Below are 18,010 nucleotides of genomic sequence, written 5' to 3'. Positions count from 1 at the left end.
GTTTTTGAAAAGTTTAGAAATGAATCCGGAGGCCCAAGCCGCCACCTACATTAGTGGACTCATAGTCGAATGCATCCACGTTCGAGTTATTGATGTTGAATGTGGATCCCGCATAGATGTCCATCCACTTGTAAGGCGAATAAGTTAGATAAACTCCCGCGATATTCAGCCCGTCGGCGCGGTCCACGTTGTAGTAGTCGAACCAGGTAAAGCGATACGATGCGGACACAACAAGATCGCGCATGATTTTGAATCGATAGCTAAAATCGGCGATGTATTCGGCATGCTCGAGACTGTCAACATCGGTTGCGACGTCCCAATCCCCCATCACGTTGAAGTGAAGGCTGTTTCGATGATCGATCAGCACGGTTTTCTGAATGCCGCCGAGGAGCGAGAAGCTATCAAGCACACCCTGACCGAAGTCATTGTCGGTCGTGCGGCCAAATTGCCCCTGCACAAAAAGAATGGAGTCTGCGAGGCGGGGCTCCAAATAGATCAACCCGAGGCTGGCCTGCAGGTATTCATAGTCGAGAAAGCTGTTGTCATTATACCGGTACACCTGCTGGCTGACGAAAGCGTCGAGAAAAAGCCGCTCTGTCAGGCGGGGCTGGGCTCCAAGACTGACTTGGCTCCCCCAAAAGACGTCGGAGTCCCCGCCCGAGGAAAGATTGGCCGGGTTATCCGTCCAGAACGAAAAGGTATCCGCCTGTGCGTTGAGCCATCTTACCCGTTCCATGTCTTTCAGGATCAATTGCTGCCCAATGTCGTCGTCGCCCTCAGATTCCGGAGCAAACTCATTTTCATCCGCCACTCCGAGTTCCGTGGGATCCGTCTCATCCAGCAACCGAGGTATCCCAAGCGGTCGAACCCCCTCGCCCAAACGCGTGGGATCGATGGGTTCGGCTCCCCCGGAAGGTAGCGCGGTGGCCAGTGCCAAAATAGCGATGGGACAATAGGGGAAACGGCTCATGGATCTTTAGTGAATGACCCGAAGACTACCAAATAATCACAAGGGCCAGCCAGTAAAATTTCGCTGATATTCTGCGGGCGGTTAGTTCCTCCTTGATACACTGAGTCCACAAAACGATTGACCGATCAGGGGCGCAGTTTCAACTAGGCCCATGACGAGCCGCCTGTTCCGGGGGACAACCCGCGAGAAACGTAGTTTTGTGCTCGCAACGATCGCCATCGTGATCGGCGGAATGTTGATGCTGGCGAGGCACCTTGACGACTGGACCCTGTCTGCCTCTGAAGACTCCGAAACCCAGCCCGTCTATCGATCCCTTGCCATTACCAGTTCCCAGCCGCTCAAGCATCTCGAATGGGACGTCTATGATTTTGTCCATACATTCGGAGCAAAAACGCCCGCGGACCCTGACGTGGTCGTGCTGGGCATCGATGAAGCCAGCCTTTCACTGGAGAACTCCCGCGCCTTTCCCGAGGACATCGAAGGCTCCCGTCCGCTCCAATTGATGAACGAGGTATATCCATGGTCCCGCGAGGTCTATGCCCGGGTCATCGAGCGATTGGTGGACGCAGGTGCGCAGACCATCGTGATCGATCTGATCTTCCCCGCCCCCTCGGGACGCCACCCTGAAGGAGACGAAGTCTTGCGGCGGTGCTTGGATAAATACCGGGATCACGTCATCCTCGCCGCAGATGTCGTCACGCGCGGAATCCAAAACGGTGAAAATGAAAGCATCCAGTTTCCTGACGAGAGCCTGATTGCACAAACGTGGCCTCCGGACAAACGCATCGGCTTGGTTTCCTACTGGCCCGACACGGACGGAGTGATCCGGAAAGCGCGCTTTCGATATGATCTGGATCCCGCTCAGCCCGAAAAAACGCTGCACTCGTTCGCCGCCTCCACCCTGCTGTCTCAAAACCGCGGTCAATGCCTCCCGAACGACTCCGATTTCCACTATGTGCGCTTCGGCGACTCGACGAATTACCCACCGATTTCGCTGCACGAAATTTTCGTCCCCTCGCTCTGGGAGAGCAACTATGGTTCCGGGAAGAGCTTCGCCGGAAAAACGGTCTTTCTGGGCACTGTCGCCCTCCAGCAACAGGACTTCCAAACGACTCCTGTTGGGAAAATTGCCGGAGTGGAGATTCATGCCCATGTCTATGCCGCAGCCAAAGCCGGGCAGTTGTTGCGCGGGATGCCATCGTGGTTTTCGCCCGTATCGATCGCTGCGGCGTCAATGCTGGCTTGGTTTTTGATTTCGAGATTTCAACGGCCTGTTCTCGTTACCGGAGTCCTTTTCGGGACGGTGATGCTCGCCTTCATCGGTCAGATGTTGTTGTTCAACCATGCCGCGCTGGTCGTCAACGCCAGCACTCCGATACTTGCCTTTGGAATGATCGGCATTTGCGGACTCTCCTACGACTTCCTGTTGGAGCAGCGCCAAAAGCAGGCTCTGAAACGCTCGATCATGCGCTTTCACTCCGCTGACGTCGCGGAACAAATCGTCCAACACCCGGAAACCTATCACTCGATCCGGCAAGGAGCGGTCCGTTGCATTGTGATCCTCTTTTCCGATATCCGCGGCTACACCAGCATGAGCGAGCAGTTGACCGCCCAGCAAATGGTGACGCAACTCAACGAGTATTTCGAGCGGATGGTCGCGGTCGTCTTTCAGCGGAAAGGTGCTGTCGATAAATTCATCGGAGACGCCATGATGGCGGTATGGGGACGCTTCCGCAATGATTCCCGGGAAGCTGAACTGGCGGATGACGCCTGCCAAGCGGTGGACGCAGCCTTGGCCATGCGAAATGAACTGGCTGCTTTAAACAAGCGGTGGCGCGAAAAGAACATCACCGAGTTGGCCATCGGGATCGGCATTCACCAAGGCGAGGCGGTGGTCGGCGAAATTGGCTCCCAGCAGCGGGCGGAACTAACCGCCATTGGCGATTGCGTGAACTTGGGTTCGCGGTTGGAAGGCGCGACCAAGGAGTATGGGATCGATTTGCTGATCAGCGATGTGGTGCAGCAGCGCGTGGTATCACGATTCGTTTGCCGCTCGGTGGATCTCCTCCGGGTGAAGGGAAAAACCAAGCCTGTGGAGGTTTTCACCGTGCTCGGACCATGCGAAATGACTCCGCCGCCAGGACTCGAACACTTCGAGGAAGCGATGCGCTGCTACCGCCATGGCCGGTTTGACGAAGCCTTGCAGCTCTTCCAAAAAGCGATGGACGGCGGCATGGATGACTACCTGACCTGCGTCTTCGTGAATCGTTCCAGCGACATGGCGAAAAACCCGCCTGAATCCTGGGAAGGGGTTTACACGATGACCAAGAAGTGACCGCTCGATCTGAATTCCAGCGCCCCATTTTCTGACTGGCCATGATGATCGAAGCTGGTCAGTATCCGCGGTTAATACCCAATGAGTTCTTCGTCCCTTAACACAGAATTGCCAGCCGTCGGTTTCCTCACTGAAGTGGAATCATCCCATCGCGAGTTTCTAACATCGTTCGGATCTTTCCTCCGACCGGAAAATGGTGACGTCTTTATTGAAGAAGGAGCCGCCCAAAATTGCCTGCATCTCATTCTATCCGGAATGCTGCATGTGGTGACTGCGGCGGGCGAACGATCGCTTTTGGTCGCGACACTGGGAGCAGGTGATTCCCTCGGCGAGGTGAATGTCTTCGACGCGGCCAGTGCCAGCGCTTCCGTCATTGCCCGCAGCGAATGTCTCATCTGGCGGATTACGGGTGAGGAACTCGGGGCATTTTTCGCTGCGGATCCGCAAGGTGGAGTCCAGCTCATGCAAGGGCTGCTGGGTCTTTCCGCCAAGCGGATTCGCGCCATGAATGCCAAGCTCGTTGACTCCGAGACGAAGGCTTCGTTTCATGATTTCTGGAAAGCTGGCGAGTAATCGCATCGAGTGCCGCTTGCAGCGCTCCATTTGCAGAGTCGCCGTGTTTCCGACATTGTTAGACCCGTAGCGTCTCCCGCCTACAAATCCGGATCGCGCGGAAATTTCGCATATGGCAGCCGTGCCCCTTGGTATTTCTGCCGGTCGGCGCGAATGCTCTCGGGTGCCACAAAACCGACGGTGCCGGCAGCGGCAATGAGGTCGTCCTGATCGATGCCGTCGCCACTGACACCGATCGCGCCGATCATCACCCCGTTCCGATAGAGTGGAAAGCCTCCGGGAAAAATCGTGATTCCGTTAGGCAAATAGGGATTGGGGGCCGTGAGCGAGTCGGTCAGCACAACGTCATTCAACGGATTCTTCACCCCCGCCGGCAGCAACGAATACCGTTCCTGCAAGCTGTAGAATGGGCCGGGTGCAGTACCCGCGATCCCTGGCGGATAAAACTGCTGCGCGAGGAAGCCCACCGTTCGCGACGAGAAAGCCCTCGTGTCATCGGAAAAGAACACCGCCGTTCGCGCCTTTTGGGCCGCCACGTCCCAACTGAAAATGGTCGCCCCAGGCGTGCGAAGAGTACCAAGAATGGCCGGTGCCGTGTCTTTCGAGGCAGGATTGTTCACCACGGTGATAAACGTTTGCGCCGCCTGCCCGCTTGGCAAACGAATGCCACCGCGTGTGATTTTCGCCCGGGCCGAAGCTTGGGAAAGAATGTTGGCCACCTCTGTCGAGGTCAGTCGGGACTGGCCATGAATTTTGCCGCCCTCGGGATCGCCGATGATCGGGGCCCGAATCTCGCAGGTTTGCCCCCCGAACATGCCGGTCGGATAGGCAACGACGGGCGAGCCCACACGACGGTAGGCAGCAACACTGCTTCCAATCGAGCCGAGCGATTGGACATTGCCTAACTGCGTGCCGCTTTTCACGTAGGGGACGCGGATTCCATCAATGAACACCCGTGAGCCGAAAATCGTCGCAGAGGGTTGGAACCCGAGCTGACCCGCCAGAGCCACGTCTTCATCCGGGTCGTAGCGTTGCTCCTCGGTCTGGATATCTGCCAAGGCCGAAAAAGGGCTGACCTTGGGCGCACGGGTCCGGCCGGCTACCCCCACTCCGCCGATCAATTTTCCGGCACGGAAAAGAGGCACGCCGCCGGGAGATCCCGCGAGGCCGGTCAAGGGAGCCGCGCCGGCAATGGCCGCGCCGTTGGTGCCGCTGGTGAAATCGGCGACGTGTCCGACGTTGGGATTTTTAAAGCGATTCACGTCGGTAAACGAAAGGCTGGAGAAATTCACCCCAACAAGCGGACCGTTCGGACGATTGCGAACCCCGGGCGGAAAATGCTGCTGCACGATGAACCCGGCCGTGCGCGAGGTGAAGGCGTTCTGATCGCTGCTCAGAAAAGCCGCTGTGCCGGCTTTGGTAATCGCGTCCTGCACGGCCTTGGATTTGGGCGCACTGTCCATGCTCCAGACGCCGAGCACGAACCCCTCACGATCCACCACTGCGATGACCGCATGCGGCTCAATCTGTTCCGCGCGGGAAATCGCCTGGGCTAGAACACGAGCCACCTCGTTCGACGTCATGCCGGAAGCGAAAACCGTTTGGATCAGCAGGGCAGCCAGTAGTGAAATGAGACACCGGTTCACCAACCAACAATGAAGAACAAGCATCCCGAGGCAACGTCTAATTCGGAAACAAGTTTCGGACCCGCACTCCTTCGGGTCAGTCGGATTGGGCCGCATTCCCTATTTTTATCTGCTCTGGAAGTTCGGAGTCCCGCCCGATGCCCATGTTGAGAAAACTCTCCACCAGATCGTTGCTCGCCCATTCTTCTGCGGTCGTGTGCTGTTTGCTCCGCATGGCGGGCGCGGTGTTTGGCCATACAGGCAGCGATGCGTTGATGCAATTGAGTTGCCCCCCTGCAGGTGAGCGCTCTTCACCATTCTGCCGTTCGCTGTCCCCATTATGGGGACTATACACTTCTCCGGATTTTCCGAATGCTATGTTCAGCCACAGTGGGCTGAAGAATTTCCGGAGTTAATGGGTTTTCTCCGGACTCATAGGGTCGCCGGTTGATAAAGACCGACGACCCCAACTTCTCCGCAGCAATTGCCCCGACGGCAATCGCCAACGATTGCAATCATCAGTGAAAGGGCATTTAACGATTCACGGTTAGAGCTGCACGCCGGACTGACGGCAACCGCAACGCCCGGCCGGTTCTCCTAGGCGCGCGGCGCTGGAGACAAGGATCCGCCATTCATGGACAGGGCCCGATGAAATGAAGGGGCGTTGCTCACGGCATTGGAGAATCCACCTTGCGCTTCCGATTCATCATCTCTTTGCCCATGCGGGTAAGCGTCAGCCACCAGTCGGATGGTTTGCCTTCGTTGGTGATAAAGCGCCCCCAGGCGTCCTGCAATGCCTCCGGCGGCACCGGTTGGCGCGGCCGATCCTGACATTCCCACAGAAGACGAAGGGACCCTTTGCCCGTGCGGTGGCGATAATCCAGGCGATAGTCCACGGACGCCCCCTCACTAACAGCGATGGCCTTCGGCGTGGTCGCCGCCCCGTTCAGGTGATTTGCCACTAAGACTTTTTCCCCATTGAAAAACAACTCCACATCATCGCCCGGAGCTCCCTCGATCGAGAACGTGTATTGCCCCGCCACCGGAAAAGTAATCCTACCTCCCATCCGGACAAAAAAGTTCTCCGCGGAAATTCCCTTGTGGGGAGCGGTGGTTCCCAGTTCGAGTTCGGCCCGCGGCAAGCGGACGAATCTTCCCTGCTCCTGGGCGTTGGGGCCGTTGTAAAAGGTCGCTGCGACTCCCGCTCTCTTCGGCGTCGGCGGTGAATCGTCGCTCATCGGAATGATGGCCGTGCCTTCGTCATACTCGTCGAACATTCCGACAAACATCCGGTCCGAGCCGGCCTTGGCGGCGTTGGAAAGCTGGTTCCAGTAATGTTGGCCGCCATCGCGCGGTGTGTAGGCCAAGGTCGGATCTCCAGACGGAAGGTGTTTGAGATTGGCCCATGAGAACCCCGGCATCACATGCGCATGGTAAGAGAGCCCGAGTTTCCCAAAGTCCGCCATATCCTTGGCATACGACTGCGACATCCATGAGAGAACGCCGTCATACTTCTTGAAATGATCCTGCCACGGCGCAGCCATTTCCCGCCAGTTTCCCGGAATCCCGCCGATGAGGTGGTTTCCGCCGTATTTGGGATCGTTCTTGAAAAAATCGACCACGGCATTGGCCGTTTCCGGCGAGATATTCCGGTTAGGGAATGGCAGCCCCCAAATGAAGACCACCGGCTTGCCTCCTTCACGCGCATAGTTGGGATCATCGAGGACATGGAAGCGATCCACAAACCACTTCCAGTCGGTCTTGAGTGTTTCTAGCAGTTTGGCGTCCGGATAGCCGCTGACGTCGTATTCCACCGCCCAGATCCGCCCCTCGCGATTGGCGGCGGCACGCACGTTTGCCAACACCCACTCCGGCCGGCCGTTGATCGAGTTAAAATCGTCCGACACAAATCGCTGGAGGAACGCGCCGTCGATGTCGTGCTCGCGCATCCAGCGGAAATGCGTGTCCACCACTCCCGGCCAAGCCGAGGAAAACAGATAGGCCTGCGCGCCGCTTTTCAATTTCACGTCGGCCGCCTTCTCTAGCGAAGACGACGAATACTGCGAGACATCCGGCCACATGTCGGTGGTAAACTCGCCTTCCTGGATATTTCCCCAATGCACCCATCCCCTCCCGTCGGGGTCGTTCGGCGTGCGGAACCATCCCTGATAGCCCGTCATCACTTTGCCTTTCAAGGTGCTGTTATCCGCAGGCTTCACACGGGCTCCCCGGTATGGACCATTCCATGGGTCTGAAATCACGTATTGGAAATTCGGTTCCTCGAACGCAGTGTCCTGCACTCTAACACCCCCTATGGCGAGCTTCACGCCCGCCGATCGTTCGATCCCGACCCTGACCGAAATTCCGCCGTTTTCCGAAACCCGGATCCCGTTCATCCGCATCAGGGCGGAGACCACCTTGCCGGAATTCGTCCGCTGGCAGCCGAGAAACCGGTCCGGCTTGATTGGCTTTTCGCCATCCGGGATGAGTTGGACATTCAGCCTGCCGTAGCCTTCGTCCAAATACGCGACTTTCAGATAGAGGACGCCGTCGGCAGGAATCGCAACCTGAGTGACCGCTCTGAACGTCAATTCCCCGGACTGTTCGTCACAACTCCATGCGCGGGTGCTGCGGCCATTCGCCTGGACTGGAACTTGCTCCAGCGTCTGCCCGTTAGCGGACTTCGCCTGAAGCATGACCGGTGCCGCAGCCGCCAACGAACTCCCGATCATCATCGGTAAAAAAACCCTGCTTATAATGAGTAGTCCTCGGTTCATCGTCGTTTTTTCCCAGTGACTGAAGCCATCCTTCTATTCTGGAAAAGAACATTGGACGTGAGGGCTACCTGCCTGCACGCCAACGCCAGTTCCCGAAGCTCAGCCCGGAAGCGACAATTGGATAGTCCCCAAAGCGGGGACAGAATCCAGCGATCGGTCCCTGATCTCAAGCCATCAATGACGGATATGGGAGAATTGCAGCGCATATTTGGCGATGGAAGACTCTGCCAACTGCTCGCGTTTGGAGGCAATCGCGTCTTGCAAGCTGCGGCGAAGTCGACCGCAAATCTGCGTAGGAAATCCGGTGAGGAAGGGCCAGTTTGAGGTCGCACGAGACGCTACCCGTCAACTTGCTAGACTCTGATTATTCATAAGTCTCTTATTTTCAAAAAGCGCGCTCGACTGGATTCGAACCAGTGACCGTCCGCTTAGAAGGCGGATGCTCTATCCAACTGAGCTACGAGCGCTTGTGTCGGGGGCTTTTAAACGGCAGCGGGGCTGGTTGTCAAAATCCGCGTGGAATTTGTTTTCCGGCCATCGGGATTCCCTCCTAGGCTCCGGCCATGCGCACCGCGGTTTACGCCGGCTCCTTCGACCCTCCCACCAACGGCCACCTCTGGATGATCGAGAGGGGGCTGGAAATGTTCGATCACCTGATCGTCGCGATCGGCAGTAATCCGTCGAAGCACTATTCGTTCAGCGTCGAAGAACGGCTTGAAATGTTGCGGGCTTCCACGGCCGCGAGCGAAAGACTGATGATCGCCCATTTCGACAACCGCTACCTGGTGGACTACGCCAAGAAAATGGATGCGAAATACATCCTGCGCGGCATCCGCTCGCCAAACGACTACGAATACGAGCGGGTGATGCGCCACATCAACTCGGATATGGCACCCGACATCACCACGGTTTTCCTAATGCCGCCGCGCGATATCGCCGAGCTTTCCTCGAACATGATCAAGGGTCTCACCGGACCGACAGGTTGGGAAGACACGGTGCGCCGCTACGTGCCGGAGTCGGTTTTCCAAGCGCTGGCGGCACGCGGCGGGACGATTTAGATTCCGGCCTTTTTCAGGATGGCGTCGATATCGTACTCGGCGCCGCGCGGCTTGCGGCTGCGTAGGGCGTTGGCTTCGGCATCGCCGGGGAAGGATTCGGTGGCAACATCCCAAGTGACCTTCCGACCAAGTTTCATGCCGATCCATGCGGCGGCGCAGGCTTGCAGACTGCGGGCCGCCTCGTCGACCGGGGCGATGGGCTGGCGATTGGCGATGATGGACTCGATCCAGTTGGTCTTGTGGTCCTTGCTGGGCATCCAGCGTTTCGCATCGTTGCCGAGAGGAGAAAGCAGGCTTTCCTTGCTGGCGCGGAGGGCGCTCTTTCCATCACCGGCAGGCGCATTGCCATCGCTGGCGGTGACTTTGACCGCACCGCGAGTGCAGAAAATCCAGCCTTCCTCGCCTTCGAATTTCAAACCGTTTTCCAGCTTGTCGTCGAGGATGACGCGGACGTCATTCGGATAGAGCATCTCGACGTGGTAGTGCTGATGCACGGTCCAGACATCGTTTTTCATGAAGTCCGCCTTCGCCTCGATGACGGACGGTCCGCCTAACTGCTGCCCCATCGCCCAGTGAGCGATGTCGATGTGGTGGGCTCCCCAGTTGGTGATCATGCCGAGACCGAAGTCCTCGGTGGTGATCCAGCCGGGACGGTCGGCGAAACTGTTCTGCGGATGGCAGTGAAACTCGTTGTAATCCTGCTGCGGCGCGGGGCCGAGCCAGCGGTCGTAGTTGAAATTCGCGGGCACCGGCATAGGGGTGAAGGGAACGCCTTTGGGCTTATCCAGTCCGATGCCGATGTGGATGGTCTTCAGCTTTCCTAGGCGTCCGTTCAGCACCGCCTCGCTGGCGGGGCGGAAGGCTGTGAAAGGATTTTCCGAACGCTGTTGCGAACCGGTCTGCAGGATCACTTTTTTCGCCTTAACGACCGAGCGCAGGGCGATGGACTCGGCGATGTTATAGGTGAGCGGCTTCTGGCAATAGATATGCTTGCCGGCGATGGCGGCCTCGGAGGCGGCGATGCCGTGCCAATGGTCCGGCAAGCTGACTACGACGGCGTCGATGGATGAATTCGCCAACAGCTCGTGGTAGTCGCTGTAAACCTTCACCTCGACGACGGATTCGCCCTTTTTCTTGTAGAATTCCTCAATGCGGCGTTTGGCCTCCGCCGAGCGCTTCGTGTCGAGATCGCAAACAGCAACGACGCGGGCGAGCGAGACATTGAGCACATTGCCCATGTCTTCCATGCCCATCCGGCCGCAGCCGATCTGGGCGACCTGGACGCGTTTGTTAGGAGAGTCGGCGGCGAAGAGCGAGCCGGGAAAGATGGACGGCAAAGCGATCAGTCCGGCGGTGCCGCCGATGGCGGTTTTGAGGAAGTGGCGACGTGGGTGCATGGGTTGATAGGGTGAGGATTATTTTTTTGCGAAGTCGCGGATTTTGATATTCTGATAGAACACCTGATTGCCGTGGTCCTGGAGCAGGATATGGCCTTCCGGCAGTTCGCCGAAATTCGGCCAGATCTTGTATTTGCTGATCGCCACCAGATCGCGCCATTCTTTCGAGCCGCGCTCGAATTCGACGGTCTTTACGCCGTTCAGCCAGAACGTCACGTGCTTGCCTTCCGAGAGGATGCGGGCGTTGTTCCATTCGCCGATGGGATTGACCTTCTTGGTCGCCGGCGCGGTGATCATGTCATAAAGAGAGCCGATCGTGCGGTCGCCGTCGCGGCCAAGCTTGGCATCCGGATGACGCACGTCGTCGAGGATTTGGAATTCAGGCCCAATGGCGGATCCTTCGCCCTTGTTGATCGAGGGATCGACAAAAATCTTGATGCCGCTGTTAGCGCCCGGAGTGATCTTGAAATCCACGCTGAGTTCGAAATCGGAATACTTTTTATCAGTGATGATATCACCGGCCGCGGCGGACTCGGCACCGCCGGTTTCGTTGATGCTGAGGATGCCATCTTCCATTTTCCAACCCGCCTTGGGAAAATCCGGACCGTGAGCGCTGCGCCAGCCTTCGCTGGTCTTGCCATTCCACAGCAACGTCCAGCCCGCGGCCTTTTCCGCCGCGGTGAGGGCATTCCGAGCGGGAGCTTCGATCAGTGCGGAAGATTTCACTTCCTTGATTCTGATGTTCCGCCAGCGGACTTGGGATCCCTCCACGCTCTTGTCACTTCCGATCGCGTGGACTTGGAGCGCAATGAAACCGGACGGCGTCATCGAGTCCTTGATCGAAGCGCATGGCGTGCCGTTAAGGGTGGTTTTAATCGAGTCACCAATGGCTTCGACATGAACCTTGTTCCAATCGCCTTGTTTGAAAATCTTGCGCCCCTGGTCGCCAAACTGTTTCCCCTCCCCTCCGAGAATTCCAGGATAAAGCCAGCCACGGCGGGCCTCGTCGTAGATGCCGCCGGTCCACCAGCGGTTTTGTTTCGGGTTCGGATCAATTTCTATCTGATATCCATGCACACGGTCGGCAGGAATATTGATTTTCTTGCCGTCCCATTCCAGTTCTTCCGAAGACGAGGAACTCTGGCTGCGGATCTGCACGCCGGAGTTCAAACGGGGATCCACCTTGAATTCGTATTCGAGGATGAAATCACCGTAATCGCGACCGGTGCACATGAAGGAGTTAGATGTGTTCAATGTCGATGTCCCGACCACACATCCGTCCTCAATGGCATAAACGGCCTTGCCTCCCCGCTGGACCCATCCATCGAGGTCTTTTCCATTGAAGAGGTCCGACCAACCGTCGGCAGCCATCGCAGTGGTGCACGCGGAAATCAGAATCAAAGAAGAGCGGAGATAATTCATGTGCTTGCAGGTTTTTTCGGCCCAATAGGAGGAGTGGATACGGAATCAGGTTCGGGTTCTTGCAGGAACTCCCGTAAACGCGCGATTTGTAGCGGAACCTGTGATCAAGGAAACAACACATTCGTGTGATAACACCGTTTCCCGGAAACGTGGACCTATTTCATGAGTTCTTTCGCGGTCCAGGAATGGCCGGCGCGGTCTTTGGTCGCCGCACGCTGCTGCTTGACCAAGGATGAGGAAACCGGAGCCGCCTTGTTCGACCATTCGTTCCGAATGTAGGTCGCGAGATCGGCGATGGTCTGATCAGTGATGGCGGGGTTCATTCCGAGTCCGGGCATGTCGGCATTCGGCGAGTAGGTTTCCCCATCCACCGTGACGGGACCGGTCAACCCGTGCAGCAGGATCTTAACGAGAGTTTCCGGCTTACCCGTCACCCACTCCGATTCGTCCAAGGGCGGGCCGAGATTGGGCATGCCGGCCCCATCGGCACTGTGGCAACCGAAGCAGGCGGCTTCACCGTGAAACATGGCCTTGCCGCGTTGGAACGAGGCGAGTTCGTCGCCTTTCAATCCGGAATCCGAGGGAGTCCCCGCTTTGATATCCTTGCTGCCCTGTTCGAGCCACGCGAGGAAATCCTTGTCTTTGGAATCCTTCATCTGCGAGTCACGAAAAGCGATTTCATGATGGTCCAATCCGGAAATCGCCGCCTCGCGGACGAAATGGGATGCGCCATCGGACTTGAGCAACTCCGAGAGACGTCCGAACGCCTTGTCGGTGCCGAGGGGGCCGATTGCCCGCGCGAGATAGGGAACTACTTCGGGAGACGCCGGTTTGGCCGCTAACAGAATCGATTCAAGCCTTGCGAGTTCATCAGCGGGCAGACGGGTGCTCGCCCAGAGCGCGGAGGCTTGGAGCTCCGCATCATTGCCGCGAATTGTGGCAACAAGATTCTCCGCCTTCAAGGCATGCATGCCTTCCAGAGTCCAGATCGCACGAATCCGCGCGATGGTGCTTCCTCCGACGGCGAGCTTGGCGAGAAACGGAATGTCCGCGGCGTTATTGCGCTCTACCAGAAGGCGCTGGGCCATTTCACGCTGCCAGGCATTGGGATGCATCAGGATTTTCACCAGATCAAGTCCGTGGAGCGCGGCGATGTTAGTCTGATGCTCGATCGCCCCCTTAACGGCACGGATCCGATAGATCCGTCCCTGCCCGAAACCCGGGGATTCGAGGCCGCGGGCCAGTGTCTGTTTCCGCAGATAGCTGGTCATGTAGGTCGAGTGCTGGATGATCCCGTGATACATGTCCACGATGTAGAGCGTCCCATCCGGCGCGTTGTAAGCGTTGACCGGCCGGAAACGTTCATCGGTCGATGCGAGAAACTCCGATTCTCCCATTGGAAGCTCGCCTTTGAGCATTCCATCTTTTTCCACGATGCGGATGGCCTTGACCAAGTTGCAAACCGGTTCCGTGGTGAAGGCGGTGCCATACCATTCCTTGGGAAAATTCGTGCCGCGATAAACCGCCATCCCTGCGGAGGCGGTTGTATTGACGAGCTTGTAAGTTTTCGGATCGAGCGTGTCGCTGTCGAAGCCGTGAGCCTTGGACATGTAGGCGCGGTTCACTGCCGGAGTGACTCGGGCAGGCCAGACCCGGTTGCCACCGAGCTGGACGAAATCCTTGATCTTCATTTTCACTCCCGGATTCCCCTGAAGCAGATTGGGAGCTAACAAATCCGCAAACAGCAGGGTCGAATTGTTGTTGTGATAGAGCCGGCCGTAGTCGTCGCAGGCGATTCCCCATTGACCACGGAACGACGTGGGTTCGAGGATCCAGTCATCGCCGTCACGGCGCAGGCGCCTGTCGGATTTTGCCAGATACCAGCGGTTGTCGAGATTGGAAAGTAGTCCGTTAGGCCGATGCTCGACGTTGCCCGTTTCCATCATGTCCGTCTGGATCGTCTTCGCCTCTCCCTCGGGAAGATCGCCCTTCCGCCTGATCCAGCACAAGCGGTGCTCGTCCATGAAAAGCACCCTGTCTTCCAAAACCGAAATCGCACGCGGCAGCAGCAATTTGTCGAGGAACACCGTTCGCTTGTCCGCCTTACCATCACCGTCGGTGTCTTCGAGAATGACAATCCGGCCTTCGGGGGTTTTCTCACCCTTCCCGTCGATGTCCGGCATGTAGCCGCGCATTTCGCAAACCCACATCCGTCCCGAGGCGTCGAAATCCAAACACACCGGCTTGTCTATCAGAGGCTCGGCCGCGACCGGCTCGATCACGAATCCCGGTGCGATCTGAAACGACTTCAAAGCCTCGCTCACCGACAGGACCGGGCTTGGCGGAATGAGGTTCTCCGGAACCACTGGTTCCATCCGGGCTCCTTTTTGATCCCCTTGCTGGGCGAATGCCGTCAGCGCGAGGCATGAAAAGAGAATCAACGACCGGAAAAGCATTGGAGTGGATACGGCGAATGCTTATCGACTCTTTTGAAACTTATCAACATCCGGCAGTTTTCAAACCACGCTATTTTCGGGTGACCCAGCGCAGTTTGGCAGAGGTGCTCCGCGGATTCAGGCGTCGTTCCTCGGGTCCAGCGGTGATGATCCCGTCACTCATTTCCGAGTAGAGGCCATCGGTGATTCCCATTTTCATGGCTTGTTTCACCCGCCGGTCTTCTCCGGAATGAAAGGTGAGGATCGCCGCGCGGCCGCCTGATTTCAGGCAGTTCGGCAGCGTTCGTAAAAAGGCATCCAGCGCGGTGAACTCCTCATTCACGGCGATCCTGATCGCTTGAAACACCCGTCGCACGGTCAATTCACGCTCGTCCTCATCGCTCACGCGGATGGATTCCCGGATTGCCCGGGCCAGTGCGAGCGTGTCGGCAAATGCTTTTCCGGCGAGAGCCTGCGCGATGGATTCCGCTCGCGGTTCGTCGGAATGAGCTTGAAGGGCGAGTTCGAGTTTCGCCGGACTGGTTTTCGACAACCACTCGGCGGCGGAGAGGCCGCGCCCGGGATTCATGCGCATGTCGAGCGGCCCGGCGACCTTGAAACTGAAACCTCGCGAAGGATCATCAAACTGCATCGACGAGCATCCCAGATCCGCGAAAATGAAGTCCACCGTGTCGATCCCCTTTCCTGCCAAAGCTCGAGCCACACCGGCGTAGTTGGAGCGGATCGGCACGAAACGGTCTTCGCCATAACCGGCCGCACGCAGGCGGGCCTTGGTTTTTGGGAATTCGATGGGATCCACATCAAGACCGACGAGTTTTCCGTCTGGCGAAATCCGATCAATGATTTTCACGGCATGTCCGCCGTATCCGAGGGTCGCATCGACGCCGATCATGCCGGGTTGCAGATTGAGCGCATCAAGGCATTCCTCGACCATGATCGGGATGTGCGAACCGGCGGGAGTTTTTCCCGAGGCGATGACCTTGGCGACAGTCTCGCCGTAGCGCTCCGGGTTGAGTTCCTTGTATTTGTCCTCGAAATTACGCGGGTTCTTACCGCTGTAGCGTTTCCGTCGAGGGGGTCTTGGTAATTCTTCGCTCAAAGTTCGGAGTATTTCAGGTTGTTGCCCCGGGATTTTTCAACCGGGTAGCGGACGTTATTATAAGCGAGTTTCGCCTGCATCACATCGCCAAGTTTGAACCCGAGGTTATCGGCGAATTCAAAAAGCAGGATGGCGACGTCGGCGATCTCGGAGGCGATTTCCTCACGGTTTTTCTCAAGGCGTTTTTCGATCTGTTCTTCCTGCTGCCAGACGAAATGCTGCATGAGTTCGCCAGCTTCTGCGGCGATGGCGACGGCGAGATCCTTGGCATTGTGGAATTTCCGCCAATCGCGGTCATCCACGAAAGTCTGAATTTGAGAAGTAAGCTCGGAAATGGAGTCGCTCATGGATGAAGGCTAGTGGAAAACAGGGCGGCTTACATCTGAAAAGACCGCGCACAGGCTTGTGATGGATTTTGTTCGAGGTCAACGTTCATGCAGCATGTTTTATCGATCCCGAATCGTTGTTTGCTCCCTATTGTTGTCGATGATGGTGACGAAAGCGTCCGCCGGGGACATTTCGCCCTCTTTCACCTTGATGAGCTACAACGTCTGGAAAGGTTGGTCGCAGGTGGACGATGGTTTTGGGAAGGGCATCGCGTCGATCCGGGAATCAGGGGCGGACGTCGCGGGATTGCAGGAAGCGTCGCCCGAGCTTGCCAAACGGATCGCCAGCGAGCTGGGATGGTATTGCACGGAAAAATCGACCGGCACCGCCCAACTTGTTAGCAAATTTCCCATCATCGAATCCTTCGACATGGAACGCCTCACCGGTGCCAGGATACGCATTTCGGCAGAACCGCGCCGCGATATCGTGGTTTTCAACTGTCACCTCGACTACCTCTATTACGGTCCGTATGCGGCGACCAAAACAGGTGCCACAGCCTCCAGCGTGTTGGAAGAAGAACGGAAGAGCGCGCGGGAAACCCAAATGCAGTCGATGCTCGAAATGATGCGGCCGTTTTTTCCGAGCGCCGCCGAAACACCGGTTTTCCTAACAGGAGATTTCAACGGCCCCTCCCAACTCGACTGGACGGACGCGTGCACTTCTTTCCACGGGAATGTCGGAAACGTGCCGTGGCCCGCCAGCAGCTTGGTGCTACAGGCCGGATTCGCGGATTCGTTCCGCACCGCACATCCTGATCCGGTGCGGGAGCCCGGCAACACATGGTCCGCGATCCACAAGGAAACCGAACCTCAGGACCGCATCGATTTCACCTATCACATGGGAGTCGGGGTGAAAGTCACACGATCCACCACTTTCAGCACGGCAGTGGAAGCGACTGAAGGAGCATGGACCGAAGCCGGCGTCACCTCCGCGGTGAAGAAAAACACCTGGCCGAGCGATCATCTTGCGGTGCTGACAGTTTACGCACTGCCACCAGCGAAATAACCCGCATGAAAAAAGCCGCCTGCGGGTGAACGCAGGCGGCTTTCGGAATTGATTGCTGCTAGAGATTACTCTCCGGCCACTTCGACCACTTCGTCAGCAGCCTTTTTCTTGGCGGCTTTCTTAGCGGCCTTTTTGGCAGGCGCGGGAGTCTCTTCCTTGGCGGCGACTTCCTCGACCGGTGCTTCAGCAGCGGCGGCTGGGAGATCAACCCACTCGATGATAGCCATCGGTGCGGAGTCGCTCATGCGGGCGCCGAGCTTGGTGATGCGGCAGTAGCCACCTTGGCGATCCTTCGAAGCGGGTGCCGTTTCGGAGAAAAGCTTTTGAACGATATCTTTCTGGCGAAGGAAGGAGATCGCGAGGCGGCGGGAATGCAGATCGTCGCGCTTGGCGAGAGTGATCAGCTTTTCCGCAACCGGGCGAAGCGCCTTGGCTTTGCCAAATGTGGTCTTGATGCGGCCATGCTCAATCAGATTGCATGCGAGGCCTGAGAGCAAGGCCCGGCGTTGCGAGGCGTTGCGTTTGAGTTTAACTGTTTTGCTGCGATGTCTCATCGGGTGCTTCCGTTTCTATTTAAATGTGTTAGTCGTCGAGGTTTTGAGCGATCAGATCGGCAAGGCCGACCGGCGCTTCGTCTTCAGCACCGAGGCGCGGGCCGCGGGATGCTGCTGCTGGTCCGGAAAGCAATGAGGCTTCGAAGGACATTCCGAGACCGAGGCCGAGCTCGACGAGCTTGTCCTTGATTTCGTTGAGGGATTTTTTGCCGAAGTTGCGATACTTCAGCATTTCCGCTTCCGACTTCATCGCGAGTTGGCCCACCGAGGTGATGTTCGCGTTGTTGAGGCAGTTGGCGGCACGAACCGAGAGTTCGATTTCGTTGACCGACATGTTGAGAAGCTTCTTGAG

At 57.4% G+C, this 18,010-nt stretch carries 15 protein-coding genes and 1 tRNA gene; 4 read left to right on the top strand and 12 right to left on the bottom strand.

What is annotated here, in order from left to right; genetic code table 11:
- Positions 1 to 13: 13 nt before the first annotated feature.
- A complete protein-coding gene (locus ABIQ96_RS26405) occupies positions 14 to 970 on the bottom strand; it encodes a hypothetical protein (protein ID WP_348217664.1) in 957 nt (318 codons plus the stop codon).
- A gap of 151 nt (positions 971 to 1,121) precedes the next feature.
- Here ABIQ96_RS26405 and ABIQ96_RS26400 point away from each other — a divergent pair, with 151 nt between their 5' ends.
- Both ABIQ96_RS26400 and ABIQ96_RS26395 read left to right on the top strand, forming a co-directional pair.
- Positions 1,122 to 3,305 (top strand): adenylate/guanylate cyclase domain-containing protein, encoded by a 2,184-nt coding sequence (locus ABIQ96_RS26400; RefSeq protein ID WP_348217663.1) that lies wholly within the window; start codon positions 1,122 to 1,124, stop codon positions 3,303 to 3,305.
- 135 nt (positions 3,306 to 3,440) lie between these two features.
- Positions 3,441 to 3,878: a cyclic nucleotide-binding domain-containing protein gene (locus ABIQ96_RS26395; protein WP_348217662.1), complete on the top strand. Its 438-nt coding sequence runs from the start codon at positions 3,441 to 3,443 to the stop codon at positions 3,876 to 3,878.
- 80 nt (positions 3,879 to 3,958) lie between these two features.
- Here ABIQ96_RS26395 and ABIQ96_RS26390 read toward each other — a convergent pair whose 3' ends face one another.
- The 4 genes from ABIQ96_RS26390 to ABIQ96_RS26375 form a co-directional block, all read right to left on the bottom strand.
- The gene (locus ABIQ96_RS26390) at positions 3,959 to 5,461 is read right to left on the bottom strand and encodes a heme-binding protein (protein WP_348217661.1); all 1,503 of its coding nucleotides are present in this window, start codon (positions 5,459 to 5,461) and stop codon (positions 3,959 to 3,961) included.
- A 139-nt stretch (positions 5,462 to 5,600) separates the two neighbouring features.
- Positions 5,601 to 5,738 carry a hypothetical protein gene (locus ABIQ96_RS26385; RefSeq protein WP_348217660.1) on the bottom strand — a complete coding sequence of 46 codons (138 nt, stop codon included), beginning with the start codon at positions 5,736 to 5,738 and terminating at the stop codon, positions 5,601 to 5,603.
- Positions 5,739 to 6,171: 433 nt separating this feature from the next.
- Positions 6,172 to 8,280, bottom strand: a complete 2,109-nt coding sequence (locus ABIQ96_RS26380; protein ID WP_348217659.1) for a PA14 domain-containing protein — start codon at positions 8,278 to 8,280, stop codon at positions 6,172 to 6,174.
- A 393-nt stretch (positions 8,281 to 8,673) separates the two neighbouring features.
- Positions 8,674 to 8,747, bottom strand: a tRNA-Arg gene (locus ABIQ96_RS26375).
- 96 nt (positions 8,748 to 8,843) lie between these two features.
- Between ABIQ96_RS26375 and coaD the strand changes: the two genes are divergently transcribed.
- On the top strand, positions 8,844 to 9,338 hold the full coding sequence (gene coaD / locus ABIQ96_RS26370) for a pantetheine-phosphate adenylyltransferase (protein WP_348217658.1): 495 nt from the start codon (positions 8,844 to 8,846) through the stop codon (positions 9,336 to 9,338).
- Here the strand turns inward: coaD and ABIQ96_RS26365 are convergent.
- The 5 genes from ABIQ96_RS26365 to ABIQ96_RS26345 all read right to left on the bottom strand — a co-directional run bounded on the left by ABIQ96_RS26365 (position 9,335) and on the right by ABIQ96_RS26345 (position 16,059).
- Complete coding sequence (locus ABIQ96_RS26365) at positions 9,335 to 10,735, bottom strand: Gfo/Idh/MocA family oxidoreductase (protein WP_348217657.1); 1,401 nt, start codon at positions 10,733 to 10,735, stop codon at positions 9,335 to 9,337. The genes coaD and ABIQ96_RS26365 overlap by 4 nt on opposite strands.
- A gap of 18 nt (positions 10,736 to 10,753) precedes the next feature.
- Complete coding sequence (locus tag ABIQ96_RS26360; protein ID WP_348217656.1) at positions 10,754 to 12,157, bottom strand: DUF1080 domain-containing protein; 1,404 nt, start codon at positions 12,155 to 12,157, stop codon at positions 10,754 to 10,756.
- A gap of 155 nt (positions 12,158 to 12,312) precedes the next feature.
- Positions 12,313 to 14,598 carry a c-type cytochrome gene (locus ABIQ96_RS26355; RefSeq protein WP_348217655.1) on the bottom strand — a complete coding sequence of 762 codons (2,286 nt, stop codon included), beginning with the start codon at positions 14,596 to 14,598 and terminating at the stop codon, positions 12,313 to 12,315.
- A gap of 85 nt (positions 14,599 to 14,683) precedes the next feature.
- Positions 14,684 to 15,712 carry a 16S rRNA (cytosine(1402)-N(4))-methyltransferase RsmH gene (rsmH, locus tag ABIQ96_RS26350; protein WP_348217654.1) on the bottom strand — a complete coding sequence of 343 codons (1,029 nt, stop codon included), beginning with the start codon at positions 15,710 to 15,712 and terminating at the stop codon, positions 14,684 to 14,686.
- Complete coding sequence (locus ABIQ96_RS26345; protein ID WP_348217653.1) at positions 15,709 to 16,059, bottom strand: nucleotide pyrophosphohydrolase; 351 nt, start codon at positions 16,057 to 16,059, stop codon at positions 15,709 to 15,711. Before ABIQ96_RS26345 ends, rsmH begins: the two co-directional genes overlap by 4 nt.
- A gap of 190 nt (positions 16,060 to 16,249) precedes the next feature.
- On the opposite strand from ABIQ96_RS26345, the gene ABIQ96_RS26340 reads away from it, so the two are divergent.
- On the top strand, positions 16,250 to 17,104 hold the full coding sequence (locus ABIQ96_RS26340) for an endonuclease/exonuclease/phosphatase family protein (protein ID WP_348217652.1): 855 nt from the start codon (positions 16,250 to 16,252) through the stop codon (positions 17,102 to 17,104).
- Positions 17,105 to 17,169: 65 nt separating this feature from the next.
- On the opposite strand, the gene rplQ is transcribed toward ABIQ96_RS26340, so the two are convergent.
- Complete coding sequence (gene rplQ / locus ABIQ96_RS26335) at positions 17,170 to 17,658, bottom strand: 50S ribosomal protein L17 (protein WP_348217651.1); 489 nt, start codon at positions 17,656 to 17,658, stop codon at positions 17,170 to 17,172.
- A 28-nt stretch (positions 17,659 to 17,686) separates the two neighbouring features.
- Positions 17,687 to 18,010: DNA-directed RNA polymerase subunit alpha C-terminal domain-containing protein (locus ABIQ96_RS26330; RefSeq protein WP_348217650.1), on the bottom strand; the 324-nt coding region annotated here is incomplete at its 5' end.

It is taken from the genome of Luteolibacter sp. (assembly GCF_039920825.1).
Lineage (GTDB): Bacteria > Verrucomicrobiota > Verrucomicrobiia > Verrucomicrobiales > Akkermansiaceae > Luteolibacter.
Note: the sequence above shows the minus strand (reverse complement) of the source record. Positions and strands in the feature narration are given on the sequence as shown.

Coding starts and splice junctions, on each gene's coding strand:
- ABIQ96_RS26405 (WP_348217664.1), bottom strand. CDS start 970: ATGAGCCGTTTCCCCTATTGTCCCATCGCTATTTTGGCACTGGCCACC.
- ABIQ96_RS26400 (WP_348217663.1), top strand. CDS start 1,122: ATGACGAGCCGCCTGTTCCGGGGGACAACCCGCGAGAAACGTAGTTTT.
- ABIQ96_RS26390 (WP_348217661.1), bottom strand. CDS start 5,461: ATGACGTCGAACGAGGTGGCTCGTGTTCTAGCCCAGGCGATTTCCCGC.
- ABIQ96_RS26385 (WP_348217660.1), bottom strand. CDS start 5,738: ATGCGGAGCAAACAGCACACGACCGCAGAAGAATGGGCGAGCAACGAT.
- ABIQ96_RS26380 (WP_348217659.1), bottom strand. CDS start 8,280: ATGAACCGAGGACTACTCATTATAAGCAGGGTTTTTTTACCGATGATG.
- coaD (WP_348217658.1), top strand. CDS start 8,844: ATGCGCACCGCGGTTTACGCCGGCTCCTTCGACCCTCCCACCAACGGC.
- ABIQ96_RS26365 (WP_348217657.1), bottom strand. CDS start 10,735: ATGCACCCACGTCGCCACTTCCTCAAAACCGCCATCGGCGGCACCGCC.
- ABIQ96_RS26360 (WP_348217656.1), bottom strand. CDS start 12,157: ATGAATTATCTCCGCTCTTCTTTGATTCTGATTTCCGCGTGCACCACT.
- ABIQ96_RS26345 (WP_348217653.1), bottom strand. CDS start 16,059: ATGAGCGACTCCATTTCCGAGCTTACTTCTCAAATTCAGACTTTCGTG.
- ABIQ96_RS26340 (WP_348217652.1), top strand. CDS start 16,250: ATGAGCTACAACGTCTGGAAAGGTTGGTCGCAGGTGGACGATGGTTTT.
- rplQ (WP_348217651.1), bottom strand. CDS start 17,658: ATGAGACATCGCAGCAAAACAGTTAAACTCAAACGCAACGCCTCGCAA.